Here is a 22437-nt window from a genome sequence, read left to right as displayed (position 1 = left end):
GACGATGGAAGAGCTTATCTCCCCCGGTATCTACAACCTGATCATCTTCGTGCTGGCGATTTATGTCGGTTATCACGTGGTCTGGAACGTTACACCTGCACTGCACACGCCTTTGATGGCGGTAACCAACGCGATCTCGGCGATCGTAATCGTCGGCGCCATGCTGGCGGCGGCATTGACCGTGACGCCACTGGGCAAAACCATGGGCACCCTGGCCGTGGCTCTGGCAGCGGTGAACGTGTTTGGTGGCTTCCTGGTCACCCGCAGGATGCTTGAGATGTTCAAGAAAAAAGCCCCGAAAGCGGTAAAAGAAGAGGCGTCCAAGTAATGAGCATGAATCTCGTCACGACGCTCTACTTGATCGCGTCGATCTGCTTCATCCAGGCCCTGAAAGGCCTGTCGCACCCGACCACGTCGCGGCGCGGCAATGTGTACGGCATGCTCGGCATGGCGCTGGCGATCATCACCACCGTCGGCCTCATCTATAAGCTGGGTGCTGAGCTGGCTACTGCTGGCATCGGCTACGTCATTGTTGGTCTGTTGGTCGGCGGCACCGCCGGCTCGATCATGGCCAAACGCGTTGAAATGACCAAGATGCCGGAACTGGTCGCCTTCATGCACAGCATGATCGGTATGGCCGCGGTGTTCATTGCCATCGCTGCTGTTGTTGAGCCGCAATCGCTGGGTATCGTCAAGCAACTGGGTGATTCGATTCCTGCCGGTAACCGCCTGGAGCTGTTCCTCGGAGCCGCCATCGGTGCAATCACCTTCTCCGGTTCGGTGATCGCGTTCGGCAAGCTGTCGGGCAAGTACAAGTTCCGCCTGTTCCAGGGCGCACCCGTGCAGTTCGGCGGCCAGCACAAGCTGAACCTGATGTTGGGCTTGGCCACGCTCGGCCTGGGCATCACCTTCATGATGACTGGCAACCTCGGTGCTTTCGCCATCATGCTGGCCCTGGCCTTCGTGATGGGTGTGCTGATCATCATCCCGATCGGCGGCGCCGATATGCCGGTGGTGGTGTCGATGCTCAACAGCTACTCCGGCTGGGCAGCGGCAGGTATCGGCTTCTCGCTGAACAACTCGATGCTGATCATTGCCGGTTCGCTGGTGGGTTCATCCGGTGCGATCCTCTCGTACATCATGTGCAAGGCGATGAACCGTTCGTTCTTCAACGTATTGCTCGGCGGTTTCGGCAACACGGCAGATGCAGCTGGCCCGGCAGGTTCGAAAGAGGCCCGTCCGGTGAAATCCGGTTCGGCTGACGATGCGACCTTCCTGCTGACCAACGCCGACACCGTGATCATCGTTCCGGGTTATGGCCTGGCGGTGGCACGCGCCCAACACTCACTGATGGAACTGGCGGAGAAGCTGACTCACCGGGGAGTCACCGTGAAGTTTGCGATCCACCCGGTGGCCGGTCGGATGCCAGGGCACATGAACGTCCTGCTGGCCGAGGCCGAAGTGCCTTACGAGCAAGTGTTCGAGATGGATGACATTAACTCCGAGTTCGGTCAGACCGACGTGGTGCTGGTGCTCGGCGCCAACGACGTGGTCAACCCGGCCGCGAAGAACGATCCGAAATCGCCAATTGCCGGCATGCCGATTCTCGAGGCCTATAAAGCCAAGACCGTGATCGTCAACAAGCGCTCGATGGCCAGCGGCTATGCCGGCCTGGACAACGAACTGTTCTACCTCGACAAAACCATGATGGTCTTCGGCGACGCCAAGAAAGTCATCGAAGACATGGTCAAAGCCGTCGAGTAAAACCTGCTCCAACGCAATACCAAAAACCTCAGCCTTTAGTAGGCTGGGGTTTTTTATTACCCGCTAAAAACCGACCAAAGGCTCTAAATCAGGGCTCTGCATTCGACCATGGTAGCGGGAGGATTTTTTTTGAAATCACTAAACTGCACACCTTGCTTTCGTTGCCCGAGATAACAATCCATGTACCGTGATCGTATTCGCTTGCCTTCGTTGTTGGATAAGGTGATGAGCGCCGCTGACGCTGCCGCTCTGATTCAAGACGGCATGACCGTCGGCATGAGCGGTTTCACCCGCGCCGGTGAAGCCAAGGCCGTGCCCCACGCATTGGCCGAACGCGCCAAAATCACCCCGCTGAAAATCACGCTGATGACCGGCGCCAGCCTGGGCAACGACCTCGATAAACAGCTCACCGAAGCCGGCGTACTGTCGCGACGCATGCCCTTCCAGGTCGACAGCACCCTGCGCAAGGCTATTAACGCCGGCGAAGTGATGTTCATTGACCAGCATCTTTCGGAAACCGTTGAGCAGTTGCGCAACCAGCAGCTCAAACTGCCGGACATCGCGGTGATTGAGGCTGTGGCGATTACCGAGCAGGGCCATATCGTGCCGACCACTTCGGTGGGTAACTCGGCCAGCTTCGCGATTTTCGCCAAACAGGTGATCGTCGAGATCAACCTGGCGCACAACCCGAATCTCGAAGGACTGCACGACATCTATATCCCGACCTATCGGCCGACCCGCACGCCGATCCCGCTGGTGAAGGTCGACGATCGCATTGGCAGCACGGCCATCCCGATTCCGCCGGAAAAGATTGTCGCTATCGTGATCACCAATCAGTCCGACTCGCCGTCCACTGTGCTGCCGCCGGACGTTGATACTCAGGCCATTGCCGACCACCTGATCGACTTCTTCAAGCAGGAAGTGGCTGCCGGGCGCATGACCAACAAGCTCGGCCCGCTGCAAGCCGGGATTGGTAACATCGCCAACTCGGTGATGTGCGGCCTGATCGACTCGCCGTTCGAAGACCTGACGATGTACTCAGAAGTGTTGCAGGATTCGACGTTCGATCTGATCGACGCCGGGAAGCTGAGCTTTGCTTCGGGCAGTTCGATCACCTTGTCGAGCCGTCGCAATACCGATGTTTTCGGCAACCTTGAGCGCTACAAGGACAAACTGGTGCTGCGCCCGCAAGAAATTTCCAACCACCCGGAAGTGGTGCGCCGGCTCGGCATCATCGGCATCAACACGGCGCTTGAGTTCGACCTGTATGGCAACGTCAACTCTACCCACATCTGCGGCACGCGGATGATGAACGGCATTGGCGGCTCGGGCGACTTTGCGCGCAATGCGCATTTGGCGATCTTCGTGACCAAGTCGATCGCCAAGGGCGGCGCGATCTCCAGCGTGGTGCCGATGGTCAGCCACGTCGACCACACTGAGCATGACGTCGACATCCTTGTCACCGAGATCGGTCTGGCGGACTTGCGTGGCCTGGCGCCGCGAGAGCGTGCTCGGGTCATCATCGATAACTGCGTGCACCCGGACTATCGCCAAGCCCTGGATGACTACTTCACAGCCGCTTGTGCTCTCGGCGGTCACACGCCGCACATCCTGCGCGATGCCCTGAGCTGGCACATCAACCTGGAAGAAACCGGGCGGATGCTCGCGGAGTAATTGGTACAGATAGCAGCTGACGCAAACACAGTTTCGTCAGCTTGCTGTTGCCAGACTAAATACTGAATAAAACTGTACTGCTGTACTGGTCTTTTCCTACCGTAATTGCCTACCTTTCCGAGTCAATTTACCAAAAATGCACCATATTGGTGCTGATAGGTACAGTTGCCTCAATTTTGACCAGTACACCACCCTTTAACAGTTAACTGGTCCCTCACAATACAGGTGAACTGTATCTAGAGAGACTGGCCAAACGAGAGGATCATTGGCATCAGTTAAACCACTACCTAATCCCGCCATAAGCGGAAGGATGTCAACCATGGAACGTACACTCAGTTCCGAGCTGTTTTTCGAAGACAACGCTGTAAAAACCCAGGCTTCCACGCCTCTTCGCGTTCTCGCCAACCTGATGCTGTGGCAGCGCCGCATCTCCAGCCGCCACCAACTGGCTCGTCTGGATTCGCGTCTGCTGGCTGACGCAGGGATTAGCGAAGCACAACGCTACGAAGAGCTGAGCAAGCCGTTCTGGCGCTAAGTTAGCGTCGCTGGCTCTGACCCACCGGGTCCACCGCCAGCACTCCAAATTGAAAAAACAAAGCCCGTCGTGGGAAACCACGACGGGCTTTGTCGTTTTGGACCCTCAACATGGGTCATACAGAATAGATATCACTTCACAGGTACAGTTTTACTATTTATACAACTTAACCAGTACAATTTTAGTGCAGTGTGTCTGTTGCGCAAGAGAGGGCGGGATCACCATGAAATCCCGAACTGCCAGCAAAAGGACCGCGCCATGAATCACTTACTGAACTTTTCCGTTTCCACGCCTCACTCAACGCCTCGCTCCCACTGGGTTCGTAGATTGCTGAGGGGCCTCGCCAACAGCCTTGAAAGGGCCAGAACCCGGCGTTTGTTGGGCCAACTCAATGACCGGCAGCTCTCAGACTTGAATATCAGCCTCTCGGATCGTCTCAACGAACTGGATAAACCGTTCTGGCGCTAGCTTCCTACTGGAACAGACGGGACTGTTCGAACCGATACTCAAAGGCCTAATATCCAGATAGAACGTGGCGAACGCTGCATGACAGGCGTCTGACTCACCAGGCAATGCGCCACCTCTCAATCGGTTTTTCAAAGGAGTTTCACCATGTCCCGTCTTCGTCTGCTCAGCGCTGCAGCCCTGCTTGCCGTGGCTGCCAATTCCCACGCCTCCAGCTTTATCGTGACCACCGATACCGTCGTCGACGCGCTCAAGGCCACGTCCGATGCGACCTCTGATGTCACTTCTTCCTTTCGCGATGACAAAATCGTGCGCGCCGCCCGTGACGACGCCGCCAGCTTCGTGGCCAGCGAAGGCGCCATTCGTGGCGTGAAACTGGAAAGCGCACTCGACCATATTCGCCACCAGGCACCTCAGCTGAACGCGACTGATGCACAACTGGCGCAAGCCATACTGACTATCTAAGCGACATCACTGACGTGGGACACGCCCGCCGTGTCCTACTGTTTCAGCGCTGGCTCTAGACCGGGCGTTGCGCTAGCCTTGGGACTTGCTTTCAGCTATCGAGTCTCATGCGTTTTCTTTCAAATCCGTTGATCTCTCCGCTTTTCGTGGCAGCCTGCTGGGTAGGCTCGGCCCATGCATTTGACGCTTTCAACCTGTCTACACAAGGCATCGTCGCTACCGGCTACGCCACAAGCATGGTGGCCTCCGCCCCCTTCGATCGTAAGCTGCTACTCGCGGCACACGATGACGCTGCAGCGTTCATCGCCAGTGACGGCCAACTGCGAGGAGTACAACTGGAGTCTGCCCTGATTTATCTGCGCCGGACCCAGCCAAAACTTCATGCCAGCGACCTTGAACTGGCGCAGGCAATTCTCGTCCAATAGTTATCCTTGTTCTTGCGGAGTCGTTCCATGCGTAGCCCCCTGATTGTTGCCGCCCTTGGCCTGCTGTTATTAGCCGATGTGGCCCAGGCGCACACCCTGGTTGCCACCAGTAACATTCTCATCAACGCCACCCGGCGCACCCTTGATTTCACTTCCGATACCACGACGTCCATCCGTGACTCGAAGATCGTTCGTGAAGCCCACGACGATGCAGCCAGTTTCGTTGCCAGCGATGGCGACATTCGTGGCGCGCACCTGGAAGCGGCCTTCACCACGTTGCGCACCCGCGTACCAGAAGCCCGCGACGCCAGTGATCAGGTTCTCGCCGAAGCCATCCTCGCACTGTGAGGTCGCCAGTCGCCTGGCTGTTGGCCGGGGTCATGTTGCTGCTCGGCAACACGGCCCAGGCTGACTTGCAATTAAGGCTCAAAGCCGACGGCCTCAGCCCCGCTCAACAACAGGCCAGTCAGGCGTTGCTCGATGAAGCCATGCAGGCGCTGCCGCCGCGGTTCATCGAGCAGCTCGACCGACGCATCGACGTCGGCTGGACCGATGACATGCCGAGCAACGCTTACGGCCAGGCGTCGCTGGTGTCCGAGCTCGATCTGAACCGCAACCTGCTTGCCAGCCTCACTGACGGCAGCGCCGCGACCAAAAAGACTTATCGTCCCCATGGCACCGTGCGCCGCGAAATGCTTGCCACGGTGTTGCATGAACTCACCCACATCTATGACCGTTCGCGCCTGTGGCCAGATGCGGAGCGCACGCTGATTCAGCTATGCACCCGGCGCAACAGCAGCTCAGGGCTGATTGGCATTCCCGATCAATGCCGCGGCCAGTCCGACCGACGCTTTACGCTCAGCGACGACCCGCACCTGCTCGACCTCGCCGGCTGGCCACAGTATGTCGGCCGTCGTGGCGAGCGCGAACAGTACAACCGGCAAATTGCCCGCAGCCCGGACATTTACGAGACGAGCAGCCCCAAGGAGTTCGTCGCGGTCAACATGGAATATTTCCTTCTCGACCCGGCCTATGCCTGTCGCCGTCCTGCGTTGTACCGCTACTACAAAGAACATTTCGGCTGGGCGCCCGCCGCGAAAGACACCTGCGGCAAAACCTTCTCCTTTCTCAATGCCGGCAACGATTTCGCCAAAACGCCACTGGGCCAGGTCGATCCGGAACGGGTCTACGCCGTCGACTATCTGCTGGCTGAAGCCAACCAGAACTGGGTCAGCCGCTGGGGTCACAGCATGTTGCGGTTGGTGATCTGTGCACCCGGCCGCCCCCGTGGGCCGGATTGTCGTCTGGATCTGGATCAGCATCTGGTGTTGTCCTACCGCGCCTTCGTCGGTGACGTACAGCTGTCGAGTTGGGACGGACTGGTGGGCAAATATCCGTCACGCCTGTTTGTCCTGCCGCTGGCCCAGGTGATCGACGAATACACCAAAACCGAACTGCGCAGCCTGGCCTCGGTGCCGCTGAACCTGTCTCGCGGCGAGATCGAAGACGTGGTGGAACACGCCGCTGAAATGCACTGGAGTTACGACGGCAACTACTTCTTCCTGTCCAATAACTGCGCTGTAGAGGGCCTGAAGTTACTGCGTAGCAGTACCAACAATACAAAACTGGTCGGGTTGGACAGCATCATGCCCAACGGTTTGCTGGAAGTGCTCAAGGGCCGCGGACTGGCGGACACCAGCGTGCTGGACGATCCCCGAGAAGCGCTGCGCCTGGGCTACCGATTTGACTCCTTCCGCGATCGCTATCAAGCGATGTTCGAAGTGCTGAAGAAGCACTTGCCGATCAAGCAGGAAAAGGTCGAAGACTGGCTCTCATTGAAAGCTGAAGAGCGTCGGCAATGGATCGATCAAGCCGATTTGCGCACCAGCGCAGCCTTGCTGTTATTGGAGCAGGCAGCCTTCCGCCAACAATTGGTGCTGGCCCAGGACGAAGTAAAGCAGCGCTATCTGGGCGCTCGGGAACTGAAGAACGGCGGCATGGACAAGGCCAATGCGACTTTGCAGCAAATTCTTGCCAACAGCGGCTTCCTCAGCCGTCCGGCGGAGCTGCTCGGCACCGGTGGCTATGGATTGCCGCAGCCGAGTGAGTGGCAACGCCTGGAATCGGAAAGCAGCCTGCGACAGAAACAGCTTCAGGCGCTCACAGGTGATCTGGACAAAGAGGTGAGAGCGCTGCTCGAACCGAGCCGTGCAGCCGAGATGGCCGCCAATGAAGCCAACCTGAAGCAGGTTGGCGAGCATCTGAGGAAGTTGCATAAAGCATCCGGCGGGTTGGAGTTGCCTTAATGCCATAAAATCAAAAGATCGTCCGAAGCACTTCCATCCATCGTTACAAAACGCCCTCCAGAATTTCATAAACGATCCCGGTTCCTACGGCGATCAGCACAATGTCCCCGCCCGCCCGTCGCCATTCGTACCCCGGGTAATACGGCAGCCGGCCCAACGCCCGGTTATCGAGGCGTTCGCCGTAATAGCCGTGAGGCAGCGGTCGGCCACGCATCAGATGAATACCCGGAGGTGGCGGAGCACCGCGTACGAAATAGCCATGGTTATCGTGGATAGTCTGGCGCACGGGGCCGAAGTCCCGTGGCGGAGGGCCGCCGCGATGATTGTCCTGCGGGCCACGGTAATCGTCGCCATGGTTATCGTAATGGCCCTGCTGCGGGCCGCCGCGGTCGTGATCGTCGCGCTGATCGGCATTCGCATTCAGCAACGGGGTGGCACTGAGCATCAGCACACCCAGGCTGGCAATCAGACGTTTCGGCATTTTCATCGGGTCTTTCCTCACTGCACATACAGCAAAAAGGGCTTCAGAACGTAGTCCTGAAGCCCTCGGTCTTGCTGTTTAGTCTCTGCCGCGAGGCTCTAATTCCTCTGTATCAGGAACTTTACCTTCAGCTGACGCGGGCTTTACGCACGCCTTCGGCCAGCGCCGAGCAAAGGCTCAACACACCATCAATGGCTTGATCCGGAGTCGACGCATTGGCGATGTGATCGATCAACGCCGACCCCACCACCACGCCATCAGCCAGACGCGCGATGGACGCCGCTTGGTCCGGTGTACGAATACCGAAACCGATGCTGATCGGCAGATCGGTGTGGCGACGCAGACGCGCAACCGCTTCTTCAACATGCTCCAGCGTCGCCGCGCCCGCACCGGTCACACCGGCAACAGACACGTAATAGACGAAGCCTGAGCTGCCGTTCAGAACGGTCGGCAGGCGCACATCATCGGTCGTCGGGGTGGTCAGACGGATGAAGTCCAGACCGGCAGCCTGGGCCGGGTCGCACAGCTCGCCGTTATGCTCGGGCGGCAAGTCGACCACGATCAGACCGTCAACGCCGGCCTCTTTCGCGTCGGCGATGAACCGCGGCACGCCATACATGTGGATCGGGTTGAAGTAACCCATCAGCACCAGCGGCGTCTCGGTATTGCCTTCACGGAACTCGCGAACCATTTGCAGGGTTTTCGCCAGGTTCTGCTTGGCGCCGAGGGCACGGATGTTGGCCAACTGGATTGCCGGGCCGTCAGCCATTGGATCGGTGAAGGGCATGCCCAACTCGATCACGTCGGCACCCGCGCCGGGCAAGCCTTTGAGGATCGCCAGCGAGGTGTCATAGCTCGGGTCGCCAGCGGTCACGAAGGTCACCAGGGCGGCACGATTCTGTTCCTTGAGTTCGGCAAAACGCGTTTGCAGGCGGCTCATCAGTGTTTCTCCTGCTTGGATTGCTCTTGCTGAGAGTGTTCCATGTGGTGCATCACGGTCTGCATGTCTTTGTCCCCGCGACCGGACAGGTTGACCACCATCAGGTGATCTTTTGGCAGGGTTGGTGCGCGTTTGAACACTTCGGCCAGGGCATGGGCGCTTTCCAGTGCAGGAATAATCCCTTCCAGGCGGCAGCATTTGTGAAACGCGTCGAGGGCTTCGTCGTCGGTTACCGAGGTGTATTGAACGCGGCCGATGTCATGCAACCAGGCGTGTTCCGGGCCGATGCCTGGATAGTCGAGGCCGGCAGAGATCGAGTGAGCGTCGATGATCTGGCCATCGTCGTCCTGCAACAGGAAGGTACGGTTGCCGTGCAGTACGCCCGGTACGCCGCCGTTCAGGCTGGCGGCGTGCTTGCCGGTTTCAATACCGTAGCCGGCCGCTTCAACGCCGATGATCTCGACGCTTTTGTCATCAAGGAACGGGTGGAACAGGCCCATGGCGTTGGAACCGCCACCGATGCACGCCACCAGGCTGTCCGGCAGACGACCTTCCTGGTCTTGCAGTTGAGTACGGGTTTCTTTGCCGATTACGGCCTGGAAGTCGCGAACCATGGCCGGATAAGGGTGCGGGCCGGCCACAGTGCCAATCAGGTAGAAGGTGCTGTCGACGTTGGTCACCCAGTCACGCAGCGCTTCGTTCATCGCATCTTTCAGGGTGCCGGTACCGGCCACGACCGGGATCACTTCGGCGCCCAGCAGCTTCATGCGAAATACGTTGGCCTGCTGACGTTCGATATCAGTGGTGCCCATGTAAATCACGCAATCGAGGCCAAAACGTGCAGCCACGGTGGCGGTCGCCACGCCGTGCATGCCAGCGCCGGTCTCGGCGATGATGCGTTTCTTGCCCATGCGCCGCGCCAGCAGAATCTGGCCGATGCAGTTGTTGATCTTGTGCGCGCCGGTGTGGTTCAGCTCTTCGCGCTTGAGGTAAATCTTCGCGCCGCCGCAGAACTCTGTCAGACGTTCGGCAAAGTACAGTGGGCTTGGACGACCCACGTAGTCACGCTGGAAGTAGGCCAATTCTTCTTTGAATGCAGGATCGTCCTTGGCCAATTCGTATTCACGGGCCAGATCGAGGATCAACGGCATCAGGGTTTCAGCGACATAACGGCCGCCGAACGCGCCAAACAGGCCGTTGGCGTCGGGGCCGTTGCGCAGATTAGTCTGGGTCATGAGTCGCTCCGGTTGAATGGGTGGGATGATGCTTTTGAAGAGAGAGTGGGCTTAACTCTACCCCTGACGCCGCAGGCTGAAAACCGATAAGATCGCCGCAACCTGTCAGGAAAGCTCACATATAACATGAGCCACGATCTCCCTCCGCTGAACGCCCTTCGGGCCTTCGAAGCGACTGCCCGCCTGAACAGCGTCAGCAAAGCCGCCGAACAGCTGCACGTCACCCATGGCGCGGTCAGCCGACAGCTCAAGGTGTTGGAAGAGCACCTCGGCGTGAGCCTGTTCATCAAGGATGGACGCGGCCTTAAACTCACAGATGCCGGCATTCGTTTGCGCGATGCCAGCGGCGAGGCGTTCGAGCGCTTGCGGACTGTGTGCGCAGAGCTGACCCAAAGTACCGCCGATGCGCCGTTCGTGCTGGGTTGTTCGGGAAGTCTGCTGGCGCGCTGGTTTATTCCGCGCTTGGGGCGGCTGAATGCTGATCTGCCGGACCTGCGCCTGCACCTGTCGGCTGGCGAAGGTGATCTCGATCCACGTCGCCCGGGGCTGGACGCCTTGCTGGTGTTTGCCGAGCCACCGTGGCCCGCGGACATGCAGGTCTATGAGTTGGCGAGCGAACGGATCGGCCCGGTCCTGAGCCCGCGATTCGCGGGTTACGAACGGCTGCAACACGCACCGCCCGCAGCGCTGCTGAGCGAGCCATTGCTGCACACCACCTCACGCCCTCAGGCCTGGCCAAGCTGGGCACAGCAAAGCGGCCTCGACGCCAGGGCGTTGAAGTACGGTCAGGGTTTCGAGCATTTGTATTATTTGCTGGAGGCCGCAGTGGCCGGCCTGGGGGTGGCGATTGCGCCCGAGCCGCTGGTGGCCGAGGACTTGAAGGCCGGTCGCCTGGTTGCGCCTTGGGGCTTCAGTGAAACCCCGGCGCAACTGGCGTTGTGGCTACCCAAACGCGCCGCGGACGGGCGCGCTCGGCAACTGGCGCAGTGGCTCAAAAACGAGCTGCGCCAGACGGATTAGTCACCGCGTTTGAACAACAGATAAGCCGCGAGCAGACCCAACGCACCGACGGCGACACCTGCTGTCGTCCAAGGGTGTTCCTGGGCGTAGTCCCGCGTGGCAATCCCGGTTTCACGGGTTTTGACTTTGACTTCTTCGTACGCATCGCTGAGCAGATGGCGCGAATGCTTCAGCGCGTTCTCGGCGTTGCTTTTCAAGGCCTTAAGGGTTTTACGCGACTCGTCCGAGGCGTCGTCCTTCAGGTTTTCCAAAGATTTCAGCAGACTCTCGATCTCGGCTTCCATGCTTTGCAATGAGGCTTTACGTAAAGAGGTGTTAGCCATGGTGGCTCTCCTGCATTGATTGAGTTGCGTGTGTTGGTTGGGACTTCAGGGGTTTGAGAAAGTGCAGTAAATCTGAACTTCTACTTCGGATTGGCCGACAGAAGTAATACGAAAAATCACTGCTAGGCTGTATTTCACACCCTGAGGAGAACGCCATGACTGACCATCACACCTACAAGAAAGTCGAACTCGTCGGCTCGTCCACCAGCAGCATTGAAGACGCCATCAACAACGCACTGGCCGAGGCCAGCAAAAGCCTCAAGTACATGGAATGGTTCGAAGTGTCCGAAACCCGCGGGCACATCAAGGACGGCAAGGCCGCACACTTCCAGGTGACGCTCAAAGTCGGGTTCCGGATTGCCAGTAGCTGAGTTTGAGCTAGTCTTCTGAGCCTGCGCGCTGGCCGAGCGCCATAGGGAATGGCAAAGCGCTACATATTTACATCCGGCTGATTGCTGGGTGCCCCTATTGATCCGACCAGGGAATGCGACCGATGAAGAATTTTATTTTGGCGGTAGGCTTGTTGAGTCTTGCGGGAACAGCCCTGGCTCAGGGCAAGTCGTGCGAAGAGCTGAAAGCCGAAATCACAGCGAAACTTGATGCCAAGGGCATTTCTAATTATTCACTGGAAATCGTTGATAAAGGCGCTGCTGCTGGCGGGAAAATCGTCGGCACCTGTGAAAAAGGCTCCAAGCAAATCGTCTACAAGCAGGGCTGATCTCCCTCGAAAATGAAAAAGCCGACGCAATGACGTCGGCTTTTTTGCGCTCGCTATTTGAGCGTCAGCCCTTCATGACCTGCGCCAGCAGCTCATAGGAGTGCACGCGATCGTCATGTTCGTACAGGTCGCAGGTGAAAATCAGCTCATCCGCCTGGGTCTGCTCGATCAGCACTTCCAGTTTGGCGCGGATTTTCTGCGGACTGCCGACCATCGCCAGACCAAGGAAATCGCCGACCGCCTCTTTCTCATGAGGCAGCCACAGGCCGTCCATGGTTTTTACCGGTGGACGTTGCACCAGGCTTTGGCCACGCATCAGGGCGAGAATCCGCTGATAGACCGAGGTCGCCAGATAATCGGCCTGCTCATCGGTATCAGCAGCCACCAAGGGCACACCGAGCATTACGTAGGGCTTATCCAATATTGCTGAAGGCTTGAAGTGGTTGCGGTAGACGCGTATGGCCTCATGCATGAAGCGCGGCGCGAAATGTGAGGCGAAGGCGTAGGGCAAACCGCGTTCACCGGCCAGTTGTGCACTGAACAGGCTGGAGCCCAGCAGCCAGACCGGGACATTAGTGCCGGTGCCTGGCATTGCGATGATCCGCTGGTCCGGGGTGCGCGGGCCGAGGTAGCGCATCAGTTCCGCCACATCCTCCGGAAAATCGTCAGCGCTACCGGAGCGTTCACGGCGCAACGCCCGTGCGGTCATCTGATCGGAACCGGGGGCACGACCCAGGCCCAGGTCGATCCGGCCCGGGTACAGACTTTCGAGCGTGCCGAACTGCTCGGCGATCACCAGCGGCGCGTGGTTGGGCAACATCACACCACCCGAACCGACACGAATGGTCGAGGTGCCGCCTGCGAGGTAGCCAAGCAGTACCGAGGTTGCCGAACTGGCAATGCCGTCCATGTTGTGGTGTTCGGCAACCCAGAAACGGTTGTAGCCGAATTTTTCGACGTGTTGAGCCAGGTCCAGGGAATTGCGCAGCGACTGGGCCGCGCTGCCGTTCTCTCGCACAGGCACCAGATCAAGGGTCGAGAACTTGATATCGGACAGTCGTTTCATAAGCCTGCTTCTCCAATTGAGGGCGCAGGTTTTTTCTTACAAACGAAAACCTGCCGAATCTATAAGCGTGTTTCATGCAATGAGGGCATATACCCGAGTTTCAATAGGAGAGACAAAATTCCTGCGAAATAACCGGACTGACCCGATGAGGTGAACTTTGCACCACGGTCTATCCTCAGAACCCTAGCAACCGAAAACCATAAAGGCGCGACGCTTCGCGCCGGATCTTGAGGAGGCAAACATGGCTATCACAAAGAAAGCATCGGCTCACTGGGAAGGTGACCTGAAAACCGGCATCGGCTCGATTTCCACGGAAACCGGTGTCCTCAAAGAAGCGCCCTACGGCTTCAAGGCACGTTTCGAAGGCGGCAAGGGCACCAATCCAGAAGAGCTGATCGGTGCAGCGCACGCGGGCTGCTTCTCCATGGCATTTTCGATGATTCTCGGCGATGCCGGTCTCAAGGCCGACAGCATCGATACCAATGCCGAAGTCACCCTGGACCAGGTGGACGGCGGTTTCGCGATCACGGCAGTGAAATTGATCCTCAAAGCGAAAATTCCTGGGGCGACTCAGGCTCAATTTGAGGAACTGAGCAATAAAGCCAAAGAAGGCTGCCCGGTTTCCAAAGTGTTGAATGCGAAAATCAGCCTGGATGCAACATTGGTCAGCTGATAGGGGGTTGTCGCGCTCCCTGATAAAAGATCGCAGCCTCCGCGGGCTGCGTTCTTTTTTTGCGCTGAAACAAAACCTGGCTGGCGAGATTGTGGTCGAATAAATGACAGCAGCTAAAGCGCATTACCCTGCGCGCTGCCTCAAAGGAGCTTCAACCATGAAACGTTTTGCCTTGGCGGTTATCTGTTGCGCGCTGGCCACATCGGCCCTGGCGGCAGCGAAATCCTGTGAAGAACTCAAGGCCGAGATCGAGGCCAAGATCCAGGCCAATAACGTCTCGTCCTACACGCTGGAAATCGTCACCAACGACGAAGTACACGATCAGAATATGGTCGTTGGCTCGTGCGAAGGCGGCACGAAGAAAATCATCTACCAGAAGAACGACCGCTGATTCACCTCACATCAGGCAATAGGACTCTCGGTCTTCAGCGACGATCTCCCGCTTGGCGTTGTACAGCCGGGCGCCGGGAGTAAACGCCATCGACTGGCCTACCAACACATAACGCTGGCCGGCTTCGAAATGATCGTAGTTGATGGTCAGGTAGCACAGCCGTTCCGAGGGACCGTCCATCACACCTAAGCCCCCACCACCGGGCACTTCGAAGTCGAATCGAACGATCAGTTCATGGCTGCCGGGAGTGACCTGGAAAAAACGCCCGTCGCGCAATCGCTGCTTGTCCAGTCGTTCAGCCATCAACAATTTGTCATTGGGGAATGGCGTAGAAAATTCGACCCACGCCATCTGCGGATTGACCGCCGGCAACGGGCTCTGGCAGCCAGCAACAACGCTTGCAGCCAGCAACAACATCAACCTGCGCATGATGAATGTCCCGAGGATTGGTCATTCAGCATAACGCTGATCAGGTGCGTTGACAGCCTGCAGGTGTGCCCTGGCCAATGACTTTACGCTGTTGATCGTAGAGTTTTGCCCACGGCCGAAAGCCGATATTTCCTGCTTTCAACTGATACCGCTCGCCGGCGTTGAAATCTTTGAATTTCACGTTTAGGTGGCAGTCACGCCACAGTGGCTCGGCATCGGGTCCGATGTTGCTTGGCGCGACCGGGAATTGGTAACGAACGGTGAGCTCATGGCTACCAGGCTGAACCTGGAAATAGCGCTTGTCAGTGGAGGCCTTGTCATCGACTTCCAACGCTTGCAGCGCGGTGTCTTCTTGCTGTGAATCCAGGTCGATCCACGCTTGAGCCGGGTCGTGGCGGGGTAATCCGAATCCAGCACAACCGGCCAGCATCAACAGGCCTCCTGTCAGTATCAACTTGCGCATAGCGGAGCTCCACTCAGGCGGGATAGTCTTGTGGGCAGACTTTCCAGGGATGTTTTTATTGTGATCAGGCTGCTTCCAAGCCTTGGGTTACTTGATCGCGTTTTACGCATTTTGTTTCCGGGTGTGTTGTATTTGTTGCTCAATGGTTGCGCCAGCGTCAGCTATTACGGCCAATTGGCCAGTGGTCAGCTTCAATTGCTGCGGGCGCGGGAGCCGGTTTCCTCAGTCATTGCCGATCCCCGTCGCGATCAGCAATTGCGTGCGCACCTGACTCAATCGCAACAAGCCCGCACGTTCGCCAGCCAACAGCTGCATCTGCCAGATAACCAGAGTTACCGTTTGTACGCCGACATTGGCCGGCCGTTCGTAGTCTGGAATGTCTTCGCTACACCGGAATTTTCCCTGACACCACAGAACCATTGCTTCCCGATCGCCGGTTGCGTCGCCTATCGCGGGTACTATAGCCAGAGCGCGGCCCGCGGTGCAGCGGCGTTGCAACGACTGCAAGGTATGGACGTGTCGATCGGTGGCGTCGAGGCTTATTCGACGCTCGGCTGGTTCAATGATCCGATTATCAGTTCGATGATGGCCTGGGGTGACGAACGAGTGGCCACGCTGATCTTCCATGAACTGGCGCATCAACGCTTTTATGTGAAGGACGACACCGAATTCAATGAGTCTTTCGCCACCTTCGTCGAACAGGAAGGCACCCGCCAATGGCGTGCATTCCGCGGCCTAGCGCCGGACAGTGGCGCGCAGGTGCAGCAACGGGACCAGTTCATTCAGTTGATTCTGGATACCCGCACGCGACTTGAACGGCTGTACACCCTGCCCCTGCCCACCGACCAGATGCGCCAGCGCAAAGCCGACGAGTTCGAACGATTGCGGGGTGAATACCGGCAGTTGCGCGACAGACAATGGGCTGGGGACAAACGCTATGACGCGTGGATCAATGCACCGATGAACAATGCCCGGCTGTTGCCGTTTGGGCTGTACGACCAATGGGTGCCGGCGTTTGCGGCATTGTTCAGACAGGAGGGTGGGGATTGGGTGAAGTTTTATGCATCGGTCGAGAAGCTTGGAGCCTTGCCCGTTGGAGAGCGAAAAGCCGCGCTGAGGAAGCTGACAGACAAATAATGTTGTGGCGAGGGAGCTTGCTCCCGTTCGGCGGCGAAGCCGTCGCCATGCGGTGCATGCCGATTTTGGGGCCGCTCCGCGACCCAGCGGGAGCAAGCTCCCTCGCCACAATTTAGTATCAGCCCCGCAAAAACGCCTGATGCATCTCTTCCAGCGTCTCGAAGTGCCAGGCCGGTGCTTCAGCGCTCAACTCTTCCCGACTGCCAAACCCGTAACCCACCGCCGCCGCATCCAGCCCGTTACTGCGCGCACCGATCAGGTCGTGTTTACGGTCGCCGATCATCAAGGTGCTGGCCGGGTCCAGGCCTTCTTCGGCCATCAAGTGGGCAATCAGCTCGACTTTGTTGGTCCGGGTTCCATCCAGTTCGCTGCCATAGATCACTTTGAAGTGTTTGGCGAAGTCGAAGTGCCGGGCAATTTCCCGGGCGAAAATCCACGGTTTGGACGTCGCGATGTACAGCTGTCGCCCTTGCCCGCCGAGGGTCTCCAACAGTGGTGTGACGCCGTCGAACACGCGGTTCTCGTACAGGCCGGTGACCTTGAAACGTTCGCGATAGAAATTCACCGCTTCCCAGGCCTTGGGCTCGTCGAAGTCGTAGAACTGCATGAACGCCTGCAACAACGGCGGGCCGATGAAGTGTTCGAGTTTGGTCAGGTCAGGCTCATCGATGCCCAGTTTGCTCAAGGCGAACTGGATCGAACGGGTGATGCCCTCGCGTGGATCGGTCAGGGTGCCATCGAGGTCGAACAATACGGTTTGGTAATGCATGTTGAATCCTGAATAAGGGCGCACGGTCAGAGCGAGTCGTAGCCTTCGGCCAGATGCAAATTCTTGAGCTTCACGTAATTCGCCGCGCTGTAGGTGAAAAAGGCTTTTTCCTTATCAGTCAGCGGTCGAATCTGCTTCACCGGACTGCCCACATAAAGGAAGCCGCTTTCCAGGCGCTTGCCCGGTGGCACCAGACTGCCGGCACCGATGATCACATCGTCCTCGACCACCGCACCGTCCATGACGATGCTGCCCATGCCGATCAGAATCCGACTGCCCACGGTGCAGCCGTGGAGCATGACTTTATGCGCGATGGTCACATCGTCGCCAATCAGCAACGGAAAGCCATCGGGATTGAACGGCCCGGCGTGGGTGATGTGCAGCACACAGCCGTCTTGCACGCTGGTCCGCGCGCCGATACGGATGCGGTGCATGTCGCCACGGATCACCGTCAGTGGCCAGACCGAGCTGTCTTCGCCGATTTCGACGTCGCCGATCACCACCGCCGAACCGTCGACAAAGGCGCCTTTGCCCAGTAGCGGCGTGTGGTTCTGATACTTGCGAAGGGTCACGATAGGCTCTCTCTCTTTTGCTGATAGCTGCGGTGAGCGTCGATTGTAATTAAGATGGCGCAATGTTTCTTCCAGCCAAGGTGCCAACCGTGAGCGTGAACAACCCTCTTTTGCAGTCCTACGACCTGCCGCCGTTCTCGGCGATCCGTGCCGAACACGTACAACCGGCCATCGAACAGATCCTGGCTGACAACCGCGCCGCGATTATCGAGATCCTCAAAACCCAGGGCAAACAACCAACCTGGGCCGGCCTGGTGTTGGCGATGGACGAGCTGAATGATCGCCTGGGCGCTGCCTGGAGCCCGGTCAGCCACCTGAATGCCGTGTGCAACAGCGCCGAATTACGCGAAGCCTACGAGTCCTGCCTGCCGGCCTTGAGCGCCTATTCCACCGAACTGGGCCAGAACCGCGAGTTGTTCGAGGCATTCGAAGCGCTGGCTGATAGTCCCGAAGCTGCCGGTTTCGACGTGGCGCAGAAAACTATCCTGGAACATTCCCTGCGTGACTTCCGTCTGTCGGGTATCGACCTGCCGGAGGCCGACCAAAAGCGTTACGCCGAAGTGCAAAGCAAATTGTCGGAGCTGGGCAGCCGCTTCTCCAACCAGTTGCTCGACGCCACTCAGGCCTGGACCAAACACGTCACTGATGAAGCTACCCTCGCCGGCCTGACCGATTCGGCCAAGGCGCAAATGGCCGCGGCTGCACAGGCCAAAGGCCTGGAAGGCTTCCTGATCACCCTGGAGTTCCCGAGCTACTACGCGGTGATGACCTACGCCCAGGACCGCGCCCTGCGCGAAGAAGTCTACGCCGCCTACTGCACCCGTGCATCGGACCAAGGCCCGAATGCCGGTCAGAACGATAACGGCCCGGTCATGGAAGAAATCCTCGACCTGCGTCAGGAGCTTGCAAAACTCTTGGGCTTCGCCAGCTTCTCGGAGCTGAGCCTGGCCACCAAAATGGCCGAATCCAGCGATCAGGTGCTGAGTTTCCTGCGCGATCTGGCCAAGCGCAGCAAGCCGTTCGCCGCCCAGGATCTGGAACAGCTCAAGGCGTACGCCGCCGAACAAGGCTGCCCGGACCTGCAAAGCTGGGACAGCGGTTTCTACGGTGAAAAACTTCGCGAGCAACGCTACAGCGTCGCCCAGGAAGCCCTTCGCGCTTACTTCCCGATCGACAAGGTGCTGGGCGGTCTGTTCGCTATCGTCCAGCGTCTGTACGGCATCGAAATCGCCGAGCAGAAAGGCTTCGACACCTGGCACCCGGATGTTCGCCTGTTCGAAATCAAGGAAAACGGCCAGCACGTCGGCCGCTTCTTCTTCGACCTCTACGCTCGCGCCAACAAGCGCGGCGGTGCCTGGATGGACGGCGCACGCGACCGTCGCCGCACGGCTGAAGGCGTACTGCAGAGCCCGGTGGCCAACCTGGTGTGCAACTTCACCCCGGCCGACAGCGGCAAACCAGCGCTGTTGACCCACGATGAAGTGACCACCCTGTTCCACGAATTCGGTCACGGCCTGCATCACTTGCTGACCCGCGTCGAGTACGCCGGCGTATCCGGTATTAACGGCGTGGCCTGGGATGCGGTCGAGCTGCCAAGCCAATTCATGGAGAACTGGTGCTGGGAGCCGGAAGGTCTGGCGCTGATCTCCGGTCACTACGAAACCGGCGAACCGCTGCCTCAAGACCTGCTGGAGAAAATGCTCGCCGCGAAGAACTTCCAGTCCGGCCTGATGATGGTTCGTCAGCTGGAGTTCTCGCTGTTCGACTTCGACCTGCACGCCACTCACGGCGACGGCCGTAGCGTGGCGCAGGTACTTGAAGGTGTGCGCGACGAGGTTTCGGTCATGCGTCCACCCGCCTACAACCGTTTCCCGAACAGCTTCGCCCACATCTTCGCCGGCGGTTACGCGGCGGGTTACTACAGCTACAAATGGGCTGAAGTGCTGTCGGCGGATGCCTTCTCGAAATTCGAAGAAGAAGGCGTGCTCAACGCCGACACCGGCCGTGCCTTCCGCGAAGCGATCCTGGCTCGCGGTGGCTCCCAGGAGCCGATGGTGCTGTTCGTCGACTTCCGCGGACGACCGCCGTCGATTGACGCACTCTTGCGCCACAGCGGCCTGAGTGAGGTCGCGGCAGCATGAGCGAGGGGCCTGTGAAGACGAAAAAACGCTTTATCGCCGGGGCGGTCTGCCCGGCGTGCAGCGAGCCGGACAAGTTGATGATGTGGAACGAAGACGACGTCCCGCACCGCGAGTGCGTGGCCTGCGGTTATTCGGACACGCTGAATGAACAAGGCCTGTCAGTACCCAAGGAGTTGGGCACGCGGGTCAACACCTCGGCGCTGAAGGTGCCGGACGCCAAGGTTCAGGCTGTGCAGTTTTTCCCTAACCCGAAGCTGAAGAAAAAGCCTGACGAGCAACACTGAGTCAACACCACCTTCCACTCCTGAACGGATTGGAAGGTGGTATCTATTTACCACCTTTCCCCTGCGCTTCCTTTATAGGCTGACCGAATTCAGCCTCTACTCAAGGAAGACGCCATGCCCGACACCAATCCACTTTTACAGGCCTGGGACCTGCCGCCTTATTCGGCGATCCGCGCCGAGCATCTTGTGCCGGCCATCGAATCCATCATTGCTGACAACCGCCTGGCCATTGTTGAAATCATCGCCTCCCAATCCGCATTCCCGACCTGGGACGACCTGGTGCTGGCGGTCGATGAAACCGACGCGCGTCTGGATGAGACCATGGGCGTCATCGAAACCCTGGGCATGGTGAAACACGACGGCAACGCCTGGGACGTGGCGAGCGCGATGTGTGTCGATGCCGTGGCGCGGTACATGACTGAAAAAATGAGCAATCAAGCGCTGTTCCGAGCGTATCAACGTCTGGCGCAAAGCCCCATTGCCCGCAATTTCGATGAGTCCCGCAAAGCGGTGCTGACCAAGATTCTGCGCGGCTTTCACTTGTCGGGGATCGACTTGCCTACCGAGCAACAGCAACAACTTGTTCGCCTGAATCAGCACATCAGCCTGCTCGAAAGCCTGTTTCTAAGCCATTTGGAAAACGCCACTGCGGCCTGGACCAAGCGCATTGATGACGTTACGCAACTCAACGGTTTATCCCAGGCGACAAAGGACCGTCTGGCGCTCAACGCGCAACAGGCAGGACATGAGGGCTGGCTGATCCGTCTGAATCAGGACACCTACAATCGGGTCATGACCTATGCCGAAAATCGAGTGCTGCGCGAAGAATACTTTTTTGCGTACACCACCCGTGCTTCCGATCAAGGCCCGCACGCCGGGCAATTCGATAATGGCCCTGTACTGGAGTTGCTGCTGTCCCTGCGTCACCAAAAAGCCGGGTTGCTCGGGTATGAGAATTTCGCACAACTCGCCCTGGCGACGGAAATGGCGGAATCAACCGCGCAAGTGAGCGGATTCCTGCGACGGCAAGTAACGTTGGCAACGCCAGAGGTCGAGAAGGACGCACAGGCACTCAAGGCGTTTGCGCTCGAACGGGGCATTGCCGAGATTCAACCGTGGGACCGCGAATTTCTCGCCGAGCAATTACGTCAGCGCCACCTCGGTGGCTCCCTGAATAACCTGCGGGCCTATTTCCCACTGGACGGAACGTTGCACCGACTGTGCCTGTTCAGCGAGCGCATGTTCGGCATTCAGATCGTCGAGCAGAAAACGTTCAGCCGCTGGCATGACAGCGTGCGTCTGTTTGAAATCAGCGAGCATGGGCAGGTGATCGGGCATGTTTACCTTGATCCTTACCACCGAGAGGAGGCGGCGGACTACGCCTGGACCGCCACGCGTCGCAACCGGCGGATAAACGCCGAAGGTCGATTGACGCTGCCCATCGCCGTTCTTCACGGCAACTTCACACTTGGGAACGTCGATCATCCTTGCCTCCTCGCGCACCTGGACCTGCGTGTGCTGTTCCATGAGTTTGGTCATTGCTTGCAGCATATTCTGACGCGCTCGCCTCACTACACCCTTTCCGGGATTTCCCAATTGGGACGCGATACCGCCGAGTTCGCCGGGCAGTTGTTCGAACGTTGGTGCCTGTCACGGGAGTTTCTGCTGTGGCTGGCCGCCCATCATCAGACCGGTGAGCGCTTGACCGAGCAGCGAGTCGAGGTGGCGCTGATGGCCATTCAAACCCAGAACAGCTGGAAAACCGTGCAGTTGCTGATGGGCGCCTTGTGCGACTTCGAACTGCATCGCAGCCAAGGCGATGGCCGTAGCGTTCAGCAAGTATTCGAAGACGTTCAACGGGAGGCTCCCCACTTGCAACTGCCGTCCTATTGCCGGTTCGCAAACAGCTTTGACTACATGGTGACTGGTTACGCGGCCTCGGTTTACGCCTACCAGTGGTCAGGCGTACTGGCCACCGAAGCCTTCAAGCGATTCCGTCAGGACTGGGTCTTCAACGCGCAAACAGGGCGAGCCTTTCGCGAGGCGTTTTTTTCTCAGGGCGATTCGCGCTCTTTGCTGAGCGCCATGGAAGCGTTTCTTGAACGACCGATCGCCGAAGATCTTTTCGCGCTTTCATCAAAGGCCGTTGCCCCCTGACGCA

The 22437-nt window shown here is 58.4% G+C and carries 27 protein-coding genes; 18 read left to right on the top strand and 9 right to left on the bottom strand.

The annotated features are described in order from the left end of the window. Positions 1 to 4: 4 nt before the first annotated feature. The 9 genes from ACYZTW_RS01490 to ACYZTW_RS01450 all read left to right on the top strand — a co-directional run bounded on the left by ACYZTW_RS01490 (position 5) and on the right by ACYZTW_RS01450 (position 7634). Entirely contained in the window at positions 5 to 328 is a 324-nt protein-coding gene (locus tag ACYZTW_RS01490) for an NAD(P) transhydrogenase subunit alpha part 2 (protein ID WP_017335806.1), read from the top strand. Further along, a complete protein-coding gene (locus tag ACYZTW_RS01485; RefSeq protein WP_462003457.1) occupies positions 328 to 1764 on the top strand; it encodes an NAD(P)(+) transhydrogenase (Re/Si-specific) subunit beta in 1437 nt (478 codons plus the stop codon). Before ACYZTW_RS01490 ends, ACYZTW_RS01485 begins: the two co-directional genes overlap by 1 nt. Before the next feature lie 180 nt (positions 1765 to 1944). Then, the gene (locus ACYZTW_RS01480) at positions 1945 to 3438 is read left to right on the top strand and encodes an acetyl-CoA hydrolase/transferase family protein (protein ID WP_462003456.1); all 1494 of its coding nucleotides are present in this window, start codon (positions 1945 to 1947) and stop codon (positions 3436 to 3438) included. 319 nt (positions 3439 to 3757) lie between these two features. Next, positions 3758 to 3973 (top strand): DUF1127 domain-containing protein, encoded by a 216-nt coding sequence (locus ACYZTW_RS01475; protein ID WP_008154465.1) that lies wholly within the window; start codon positions 3758 to 3760, stop codon positions 3971 to 3973. A 258-nt stretch (positions 3974 to 4231) separates the two neighbouring features. After that, positions 4232 to 4441: a DUF1127 domain-containing protein gene (locus tag ACYZTW_RS01470; RefSeq protein ID WP_462003455.1), complete on the top strand. Its 210-nt coding sequence runs from the start codon at positions 4232 to 4234 to the stop codon at positions 4439 to 4441. Between the two features lie 144 nt (positions 4442 to 4585). Then, positions 4586 to 4903: a DUF2388 domain-containing protein gene (locus ACYZTW_RS01465; protein ID WP_134421211.1), complete on the top strand. Its 318-nt coding sequence runs from the start codon at positions 4586 to 4588 to the stop codon at positions 4901 to 4903. A 107-nt stretch (positions 4904 to 5010) separates the two neighbouring features. After that, positions 5011 to 5328, top strand: coding sequence for a DUF2388 domain-containing protein (locus tag ACYZTW_RS01460; RefSeq protein ID WP_462003454.1), 318 nt, complete (start codon positions 5011 to 5013; stop codon positions 5326 to 5328). A gap of 27 nt (positions 5329 to 5355) precedes the next feature. Beyond that, positions 5356 to 5676 carry a DUF2388 domain-containing protein gene (locus ACYZTW_RS01455; protein WP_149628652.1) on the top strand — a complete coding sequence of 107 codons (321 nt, stop codon included), beginning with the start codon at positions 5356 to 5358 and terminating at the stop codon, positions 5674 to 5676. Beyond that, complete coding sequence (locus ACYZTW_RS01450; protein ID WP_462003453.1) at positions 5673 to 7634, top strand: DUF7844 domain-containing protein; 1962 nt, start codon at positions 5673 to 5675, stop codon at positions 7632 to 7634. The genes ACYZTW_RS01455 and ACYZTW_RS01450 overlap by 4 nt, the downstream gene beginning before the upstream one ends. Before the next feature lie 43 nt (positions 7635 to 7677). Here the strand turns inward: ACYZTW_RS01450 and ACYZTW_RS01445 are convergent, their stop codons facing one another. From ACYZTW_RS01445 to trpB, 3 genes are all read right to left on the bottom strand, one after another. Then, on the bottom strand, positions 7678 to 8121 hold the full coding sequence (locus ACYZTW_RS01445) for an anti-virulence regulator CigR family protein (protein ID WP_462003452.1): 444 nt from the start codon (positions 8119 to 8121) through the stop codon (positions 7678 to 7680). A 121-nt stretch (positions 8122 to 8242) separates the two neighbouring features. After that, on the bottom strand, positions 8243 to 9055 hold the full coding sequence (gene trpA / locus ACYZTW_RS01440; protein ID WP_462003451.1) for a tryptophan synthase subunit alpha: 813 nt from the start codon (positions 9053 to 9055) through the stop codon (positions 8243 to 8245). After that, on the bottom strand, positions 9055 to 10290 hold the full coding sequence (trpB, locus tag ACYZTW_RS01435; RefSeq protein ID WP_134421205.1) for a tryptophan synthase subunit beta: 1236 nt from the start codon (positions 10288 to 10290) through the stop codon (positions 9055 to 9057). Before trpB ends, trpA begins: the two co-directional genes overlap by 1 nt. Before the next feature lie 126 nt (positions 10291 to 10416). Here trpB and ACYZTW_RS01430 point away from each other — a divergent pair, with 126 nt between their 5' ends. After that, on the top strand, positions 10417 to 11310 hold the full coding sequence (locus ACYZTW_RS01430) for a LysR family transcriptional regulator (protein ID WP_462003450.1): 894 nt from the start codon (positions 10417 to 10419) through the stop codon (positions 11308 to 11310). On the opposite strand, the gene ACYZTW_RS01425 is transcribed toward ACYZTW_RS01430, so the two are convergent. Next, positions 11307 to 11633 carry an ElaB/YgaM/YqjD family protein gene (locus ACYZTW_RS01425; RefSeq protein ID WP_008152522.1) on the bottom strand — a complete coding sequence of 109 codons (327 nt, stop codon included), beginning with the start codon at positions 11631 to 11633 and terminating at the stop codon, positions 11307 to 11309. The genes ACYZTW_RS01430 and ACYZTW_RS01425 overlap by 4 nt on opposite strands. A 155-nt stretch (positions 11634 to 11788) precedes the next feature. Here ACYZTW_RS01425 and ACYZTW_RS01420 point away from each other — a divergent pair, with 155 nt between their 5' ends. Together ACYZTW_RS01420 and ACYZTW_RS01415 are read left to right on the top strand one after the other, a co-directional pair. Next, positions 11789 to 12004, top strand: coding sequence for a dodecin (locus ACYZTW_RS01420; protein WP_462003449.1), 216 nt, complete (start codon positions 11789 to 11791; stop codon positions 12002 to 12004). 122 nt (positions 12005 to 12126) lie between these two features. After that, positions 12127 to 12351: a DUF1161 domain-containing protein gene (locus ACYZTW_RS01415; protein ID WP_129439601.1), complete on the top strand. Its 225-nt coding sequence runs from the start codon at positions 12127 to 12129 to the stop codon at positions 12349 to 12351. Between the two features lie 64 nt (positions 12352 to 12415). Here ACYZTW_RS01415 and ACYZTW_RS01410 read toward each other — a convergent pair whose 3' ends face one another. Further along, a complete protein-coding gene (locus tag ACYZTW_RS01410) occupies positions 12416 to 13417 on the bottom strand; it encodes an LLM class flavin-dependent oxidoreductase (RefSeq protein WP_462003448.1) in 1002 nt (333 codons plus the stop codon). A gap of 241 nt (positions 13418 to 13658) precedes the next feature. Between ACYZTW_RS01410 and ACYZTW_RS01405 the strand changes: the two genes are divergently transcribed. Together ACYZTW_RS01405 and ACYZTW_RS01400 are read left to right on the top strand one after the other, a co-directional pair. After that, positions 13659 to 14090 (top strand): OsmC family protein, encoded by a 432-nt coding sequence (locus ACYZTW_RS01405; RefSeq protein WP_415772518.1) that lies wholly within the window; start codon positions 13659 to 13661, stop codon positions 14088 to 14090. A 157-nt stretch (positions 14091 to 14247) separates the two neighbouring features. Then, positions 14248 to 14481, top strand: a complete 234-nt coding sequence (locus ACYZTW_RS01400) for a DUF1161 domain-containing protein (RefSeq protein ID WP_046044848.1) — start codon at positions 14248 to 14250, stop codon at positions 14479 to 14481. A 6-nt stretch (positions 14482 to 14487) separates the two neighbouring features. Here the strand turns inward: ACYZTW_RS01400 and ACYZTW_RS01395 are convergent, their stop codons facing one another. Further along, on the bottom strand, positions 14488 to 14910 hold the full coding sequence (locus ACYZTW_RS01395) for a PA0061/PA0062 family lipoprotein (RefSeq protein WP_462003447.1): 423 nt from the start codon (positions 14908 to 14910) through the stop codon (positions 14488 to 14490). 40 nt (positions 14911 to 14950) lie between these two features. Then, on the bottom strand, positions 14951 to 15373 hold the full coding sequence (locus ACYZTW_RS01390) for a PA0061/PA0062 family lipoprotein (RefSeq protein ID WP_462003446.1): 423 nt from the start codon (positions 15371 to 15373) through the stop codon (positions 14951 to 14953). Between the two features lie 60 nt (positions 15374 to 15433). Here ACYZTW_RS01390 and ACYZTW_RS01385 point away from each other — a divergent pair, with 60 nt between their 5' ends. Beyond that, entirely contained in the window at positions 15434 to 16510 is a 1077-nt protein-coding gene (locus ACYZTW_RS01385; protein WP_462003445.1) for an aminopeptidase, read from the top strand. Positions 16511 to 16628: 118 nt separating this feature from the next. On the opposite strand, the gene ACYZTW_RS01380 is transcribed toward ACYZTW_RS01385, so the two are convergent. Next, positions 16629 to 17279: an HAD family hydrolase gene (locus tag ACYZTW_RS01380; RefSeq protein WP_462003444.1), complete on the bottom strand. Its 651-nt coding sequence runs from the start codon at positions 17277 to 17279 to the stop codon at positions 16629 to 16631. Between the two features lie 26 nt (positions 17280 to 17305). After that, on the bottom strand, positions 17306 to 17851 hold the full coding sequence (locus tag ACYZTW_RS01375; protein WP_462003443.1) for a gamma carbonic anhydrase family protein: 546 nt from the start codon (positions 17849 to 17851) through the stop codon (positions 17306 to 17308). Between the two features lie 62 nt (positions 17852 to 17913). Here ACYZTW_RS01375 and prlC point away from each other — a divergent pair, with 62 nt between their 5' ends. From prlC to ACYZTW_RS01360, 3 genes are all read left to right on the top strand, one after another. Then, a complete protein-coding gene (gene prlC / locus ACYZTW_RS01370; RefSeq protein ID WP_462003442.1) occupies positions 17914 to 19992 on the top strand; it encodes an oligopeptidase A in 2079 nt (692 codons plus the stop codon). Continuing rightward, positions 19989 to 20276: a YheV family putative zinc ribbon protein gene (locus tag ACYZTW_RS01365; protein ID WP_149628638.1), complete on the top strand. Its 288-nt coding sequence runs from the start codon at positions 19989 to 19991 to the stop codon at positions 20274 to 20276. The genes prlC and ACYZTW_RS01365 overlap by 4 nt, the downstream gene beginning before the upstream one ends. A gap of 114 nt (positions 20277 to 20390) precedes the next feature. After that, positions 20391 to 22433, top strand: a complete 2043-nt coding sequence (locus ACYZTW_RS01360; RefSeq protein ID WP_462003441.1) for a M3 family metallopeptidase — start codon at positions 20391 to 20393, stop codon at positions 22431 to 22433. The last annotated feature ends 4 nt before the right edge of the window (positions 22434 to 22437 follow it).

The organism is Pseudomonas sp. LB3P25, assembly GCF_054897985.1.
This window is presented reverse-complemented; position numbering and strand designations above follow the sequence as displayed.

Excerpts from the sequence above, each read along its gene's own strand:
- ACYZTW_RS01405 (WP_415772518.1), top strand. The coding sequence starts at position 13,659 with ATGGCTATCACAAAGAAAGCATCGGCTCACTGGGAAGGTGACCTGAAA.
- ACYZTW_RS01380 (WP_462003444.1), bottom strand. The coding sequence starts at position 17,279 with ATGCATTACCAAACCGTATTGTTCGACCTCGATGGCACCCTGACCGAT.
- ACYZTW_RS01460 (WP_462003454.1), top strand. The coding sequence starts at position 5,011 with ATGCGTTTTCTTTCAAATCCGTTGATCTCTCCGCTTTTCGTGGCAGCC.
- ACYZTW_RS01475 (WP_008154465.1), top strand. The coding sequence starts at position 3,758 with ATGGAACGTACACTCAGTTCCGAGCTGTTTTTCGAAGACAACGCTGTA.
- prlC (WP_462003442.1), top strand. The coding sequence starts at position 17,914 with ATGTTTCTTCCAGCCAAGGTGCCAACCGTGAGCGTGAACAACCCTCTT.
- ACYZTW_RS01470 (WP_462003455.1), top strand. The coding sequence starts at position 4,232 with ATGAATCACTTACTGAACTTTTCCGTTTCCACGCCTCACTCAACGCCT.
- ACYZTW_RS01420 (WP_462003449.1), top strand. The coding sequence starts at position 11,789 with ATGACTGACCATCACACCTACAAGAAAGTCGAACTCGTCGGCTCGTCC.
- ACYZTW_RS01390 (WP_462003446.1), bottom strand. The coding sequence starts at position 15,373 with ATGCGCAAGTTGATACTGACAGGAGGCCTGTTGATGCTGGCCGGTTGT.
- ACYZTW_RS01480 (WP_462003456.1), top strand. The coding sequence starts at position 1,945 with ATGTACCGTGATCGTATTCGCTTGCCTTCGTTGTTGGATAAGGTGATG.
- ACYZTW_RS01410 (WP_462003448.1), bottom strand. The coding sequence starts at position 13,417 with ATGAAACGACTGTCCGATATCAAGTTCTCGACCCTTGATCTGGTGCCT.
- ACYZTW_RS01430 (WP_462003450.1), top strand. The coding sequence starts at position 10,417 with ATGAGCCACGATCTCCCTCCGCTGAACGCCCTTCGGGCCTTCGAAGCG.
- ACYZTW_RS01490 (WP_017335806.1), top strand. The coding sequence starts at position 5 with ATGGAAGAGCTTATCTCCCCCGGTATCTACAACCTGATCATCTTCGTG.
- ACYZTW_RS01455 (WP_149628652.1), top strand. The coding sequence starts at position 5,356 with ATGCGTAGCCCCCTGATTGTTGCCGCCCTTGGCCTGCTGTTATTAGCC.
- ACYZTW_RS01465 (WP_134421211.1), top strand. The coding sequence starts at position 4,586 with ATGTCCCGTCTTCGTCTGCTCAGCGCTGCAGCCCTGCTTGCCGTGGCT.
- ACYZTW_RS01360 (WP_462003441.1), top strand. The coding sequence starts at position 20,391 with ATGCCCGACACCAATCCACTTTTACAGGCCTGGGACCTGCCGCCTTAT.
- ACYZTW_RS01365 (WP_149628638.1), top strand. The coding sequence starts at position 19,989 with ATGAGCGAGGGGCCTGTGAAGACGAAAAAACGCTTTATCGCCGGGGCG.
- trpA (WP_462003451.1), bottom strand. The coding sequence starts at position 9,055 with ATGAGCCGCCTGCAAACGCGTTTTGCCGAACTCAAGGAACAGAATCGT.
- ACYZTW_RS01395 (WP_462003447.1), bottom strand. The coding sequence starts at position 14,910 with ATGCGCAGGTTGATGTTGTTGCTGGCTGCAAGCGTTGTTGCTGGCTGC.
- trpB (WP_134421205.1), bottom strand. The coding sequence starts at position 10,290 with ATGACCCAGACTAATCTGCGCAACGGCCCCGACGCCAACGGCCTGTTT.
- ACYZTW_RS01415 (WP_129439601.1), top strand. The coding sequence starts at position 12,127 with ATGAAGAATTTTATTTTGGCGGTAGGCTTGTTGAGTCTTGCGGGAACA.
- ACYZTW_RS01485 (WP_462003457.1), top strand. The coding sequence starts at position 328 with ATGAGCATGAATCTCGTCACGACGCTCTACTTGATCGCGTCGATCTGC.
- ACYZTW_RS01400 (WP_046044848.1), top strand. The coding sequence starts at position 14,248 with ATGAAACGTTTTGCCTTGGCGGTTATCTGTTGCGCGCTGGCCACATCG.
- ACYZTW_RS01445 (WP_462003452.1), bottom strand. The coding sequence starts at position 8,121 with ATGAAAATGCCGAAACGTCTGATTGCCAGCCTGGGTGTGCTGATGCTC.
- ACYZTW_RS01425 (WP_008152522.1), bottom strand. The coding sequence starts at position 11,633 with ATGGCTAACACCTCTTTACGTAAAGCCTCATTGCAAAGCATGGAAGCC.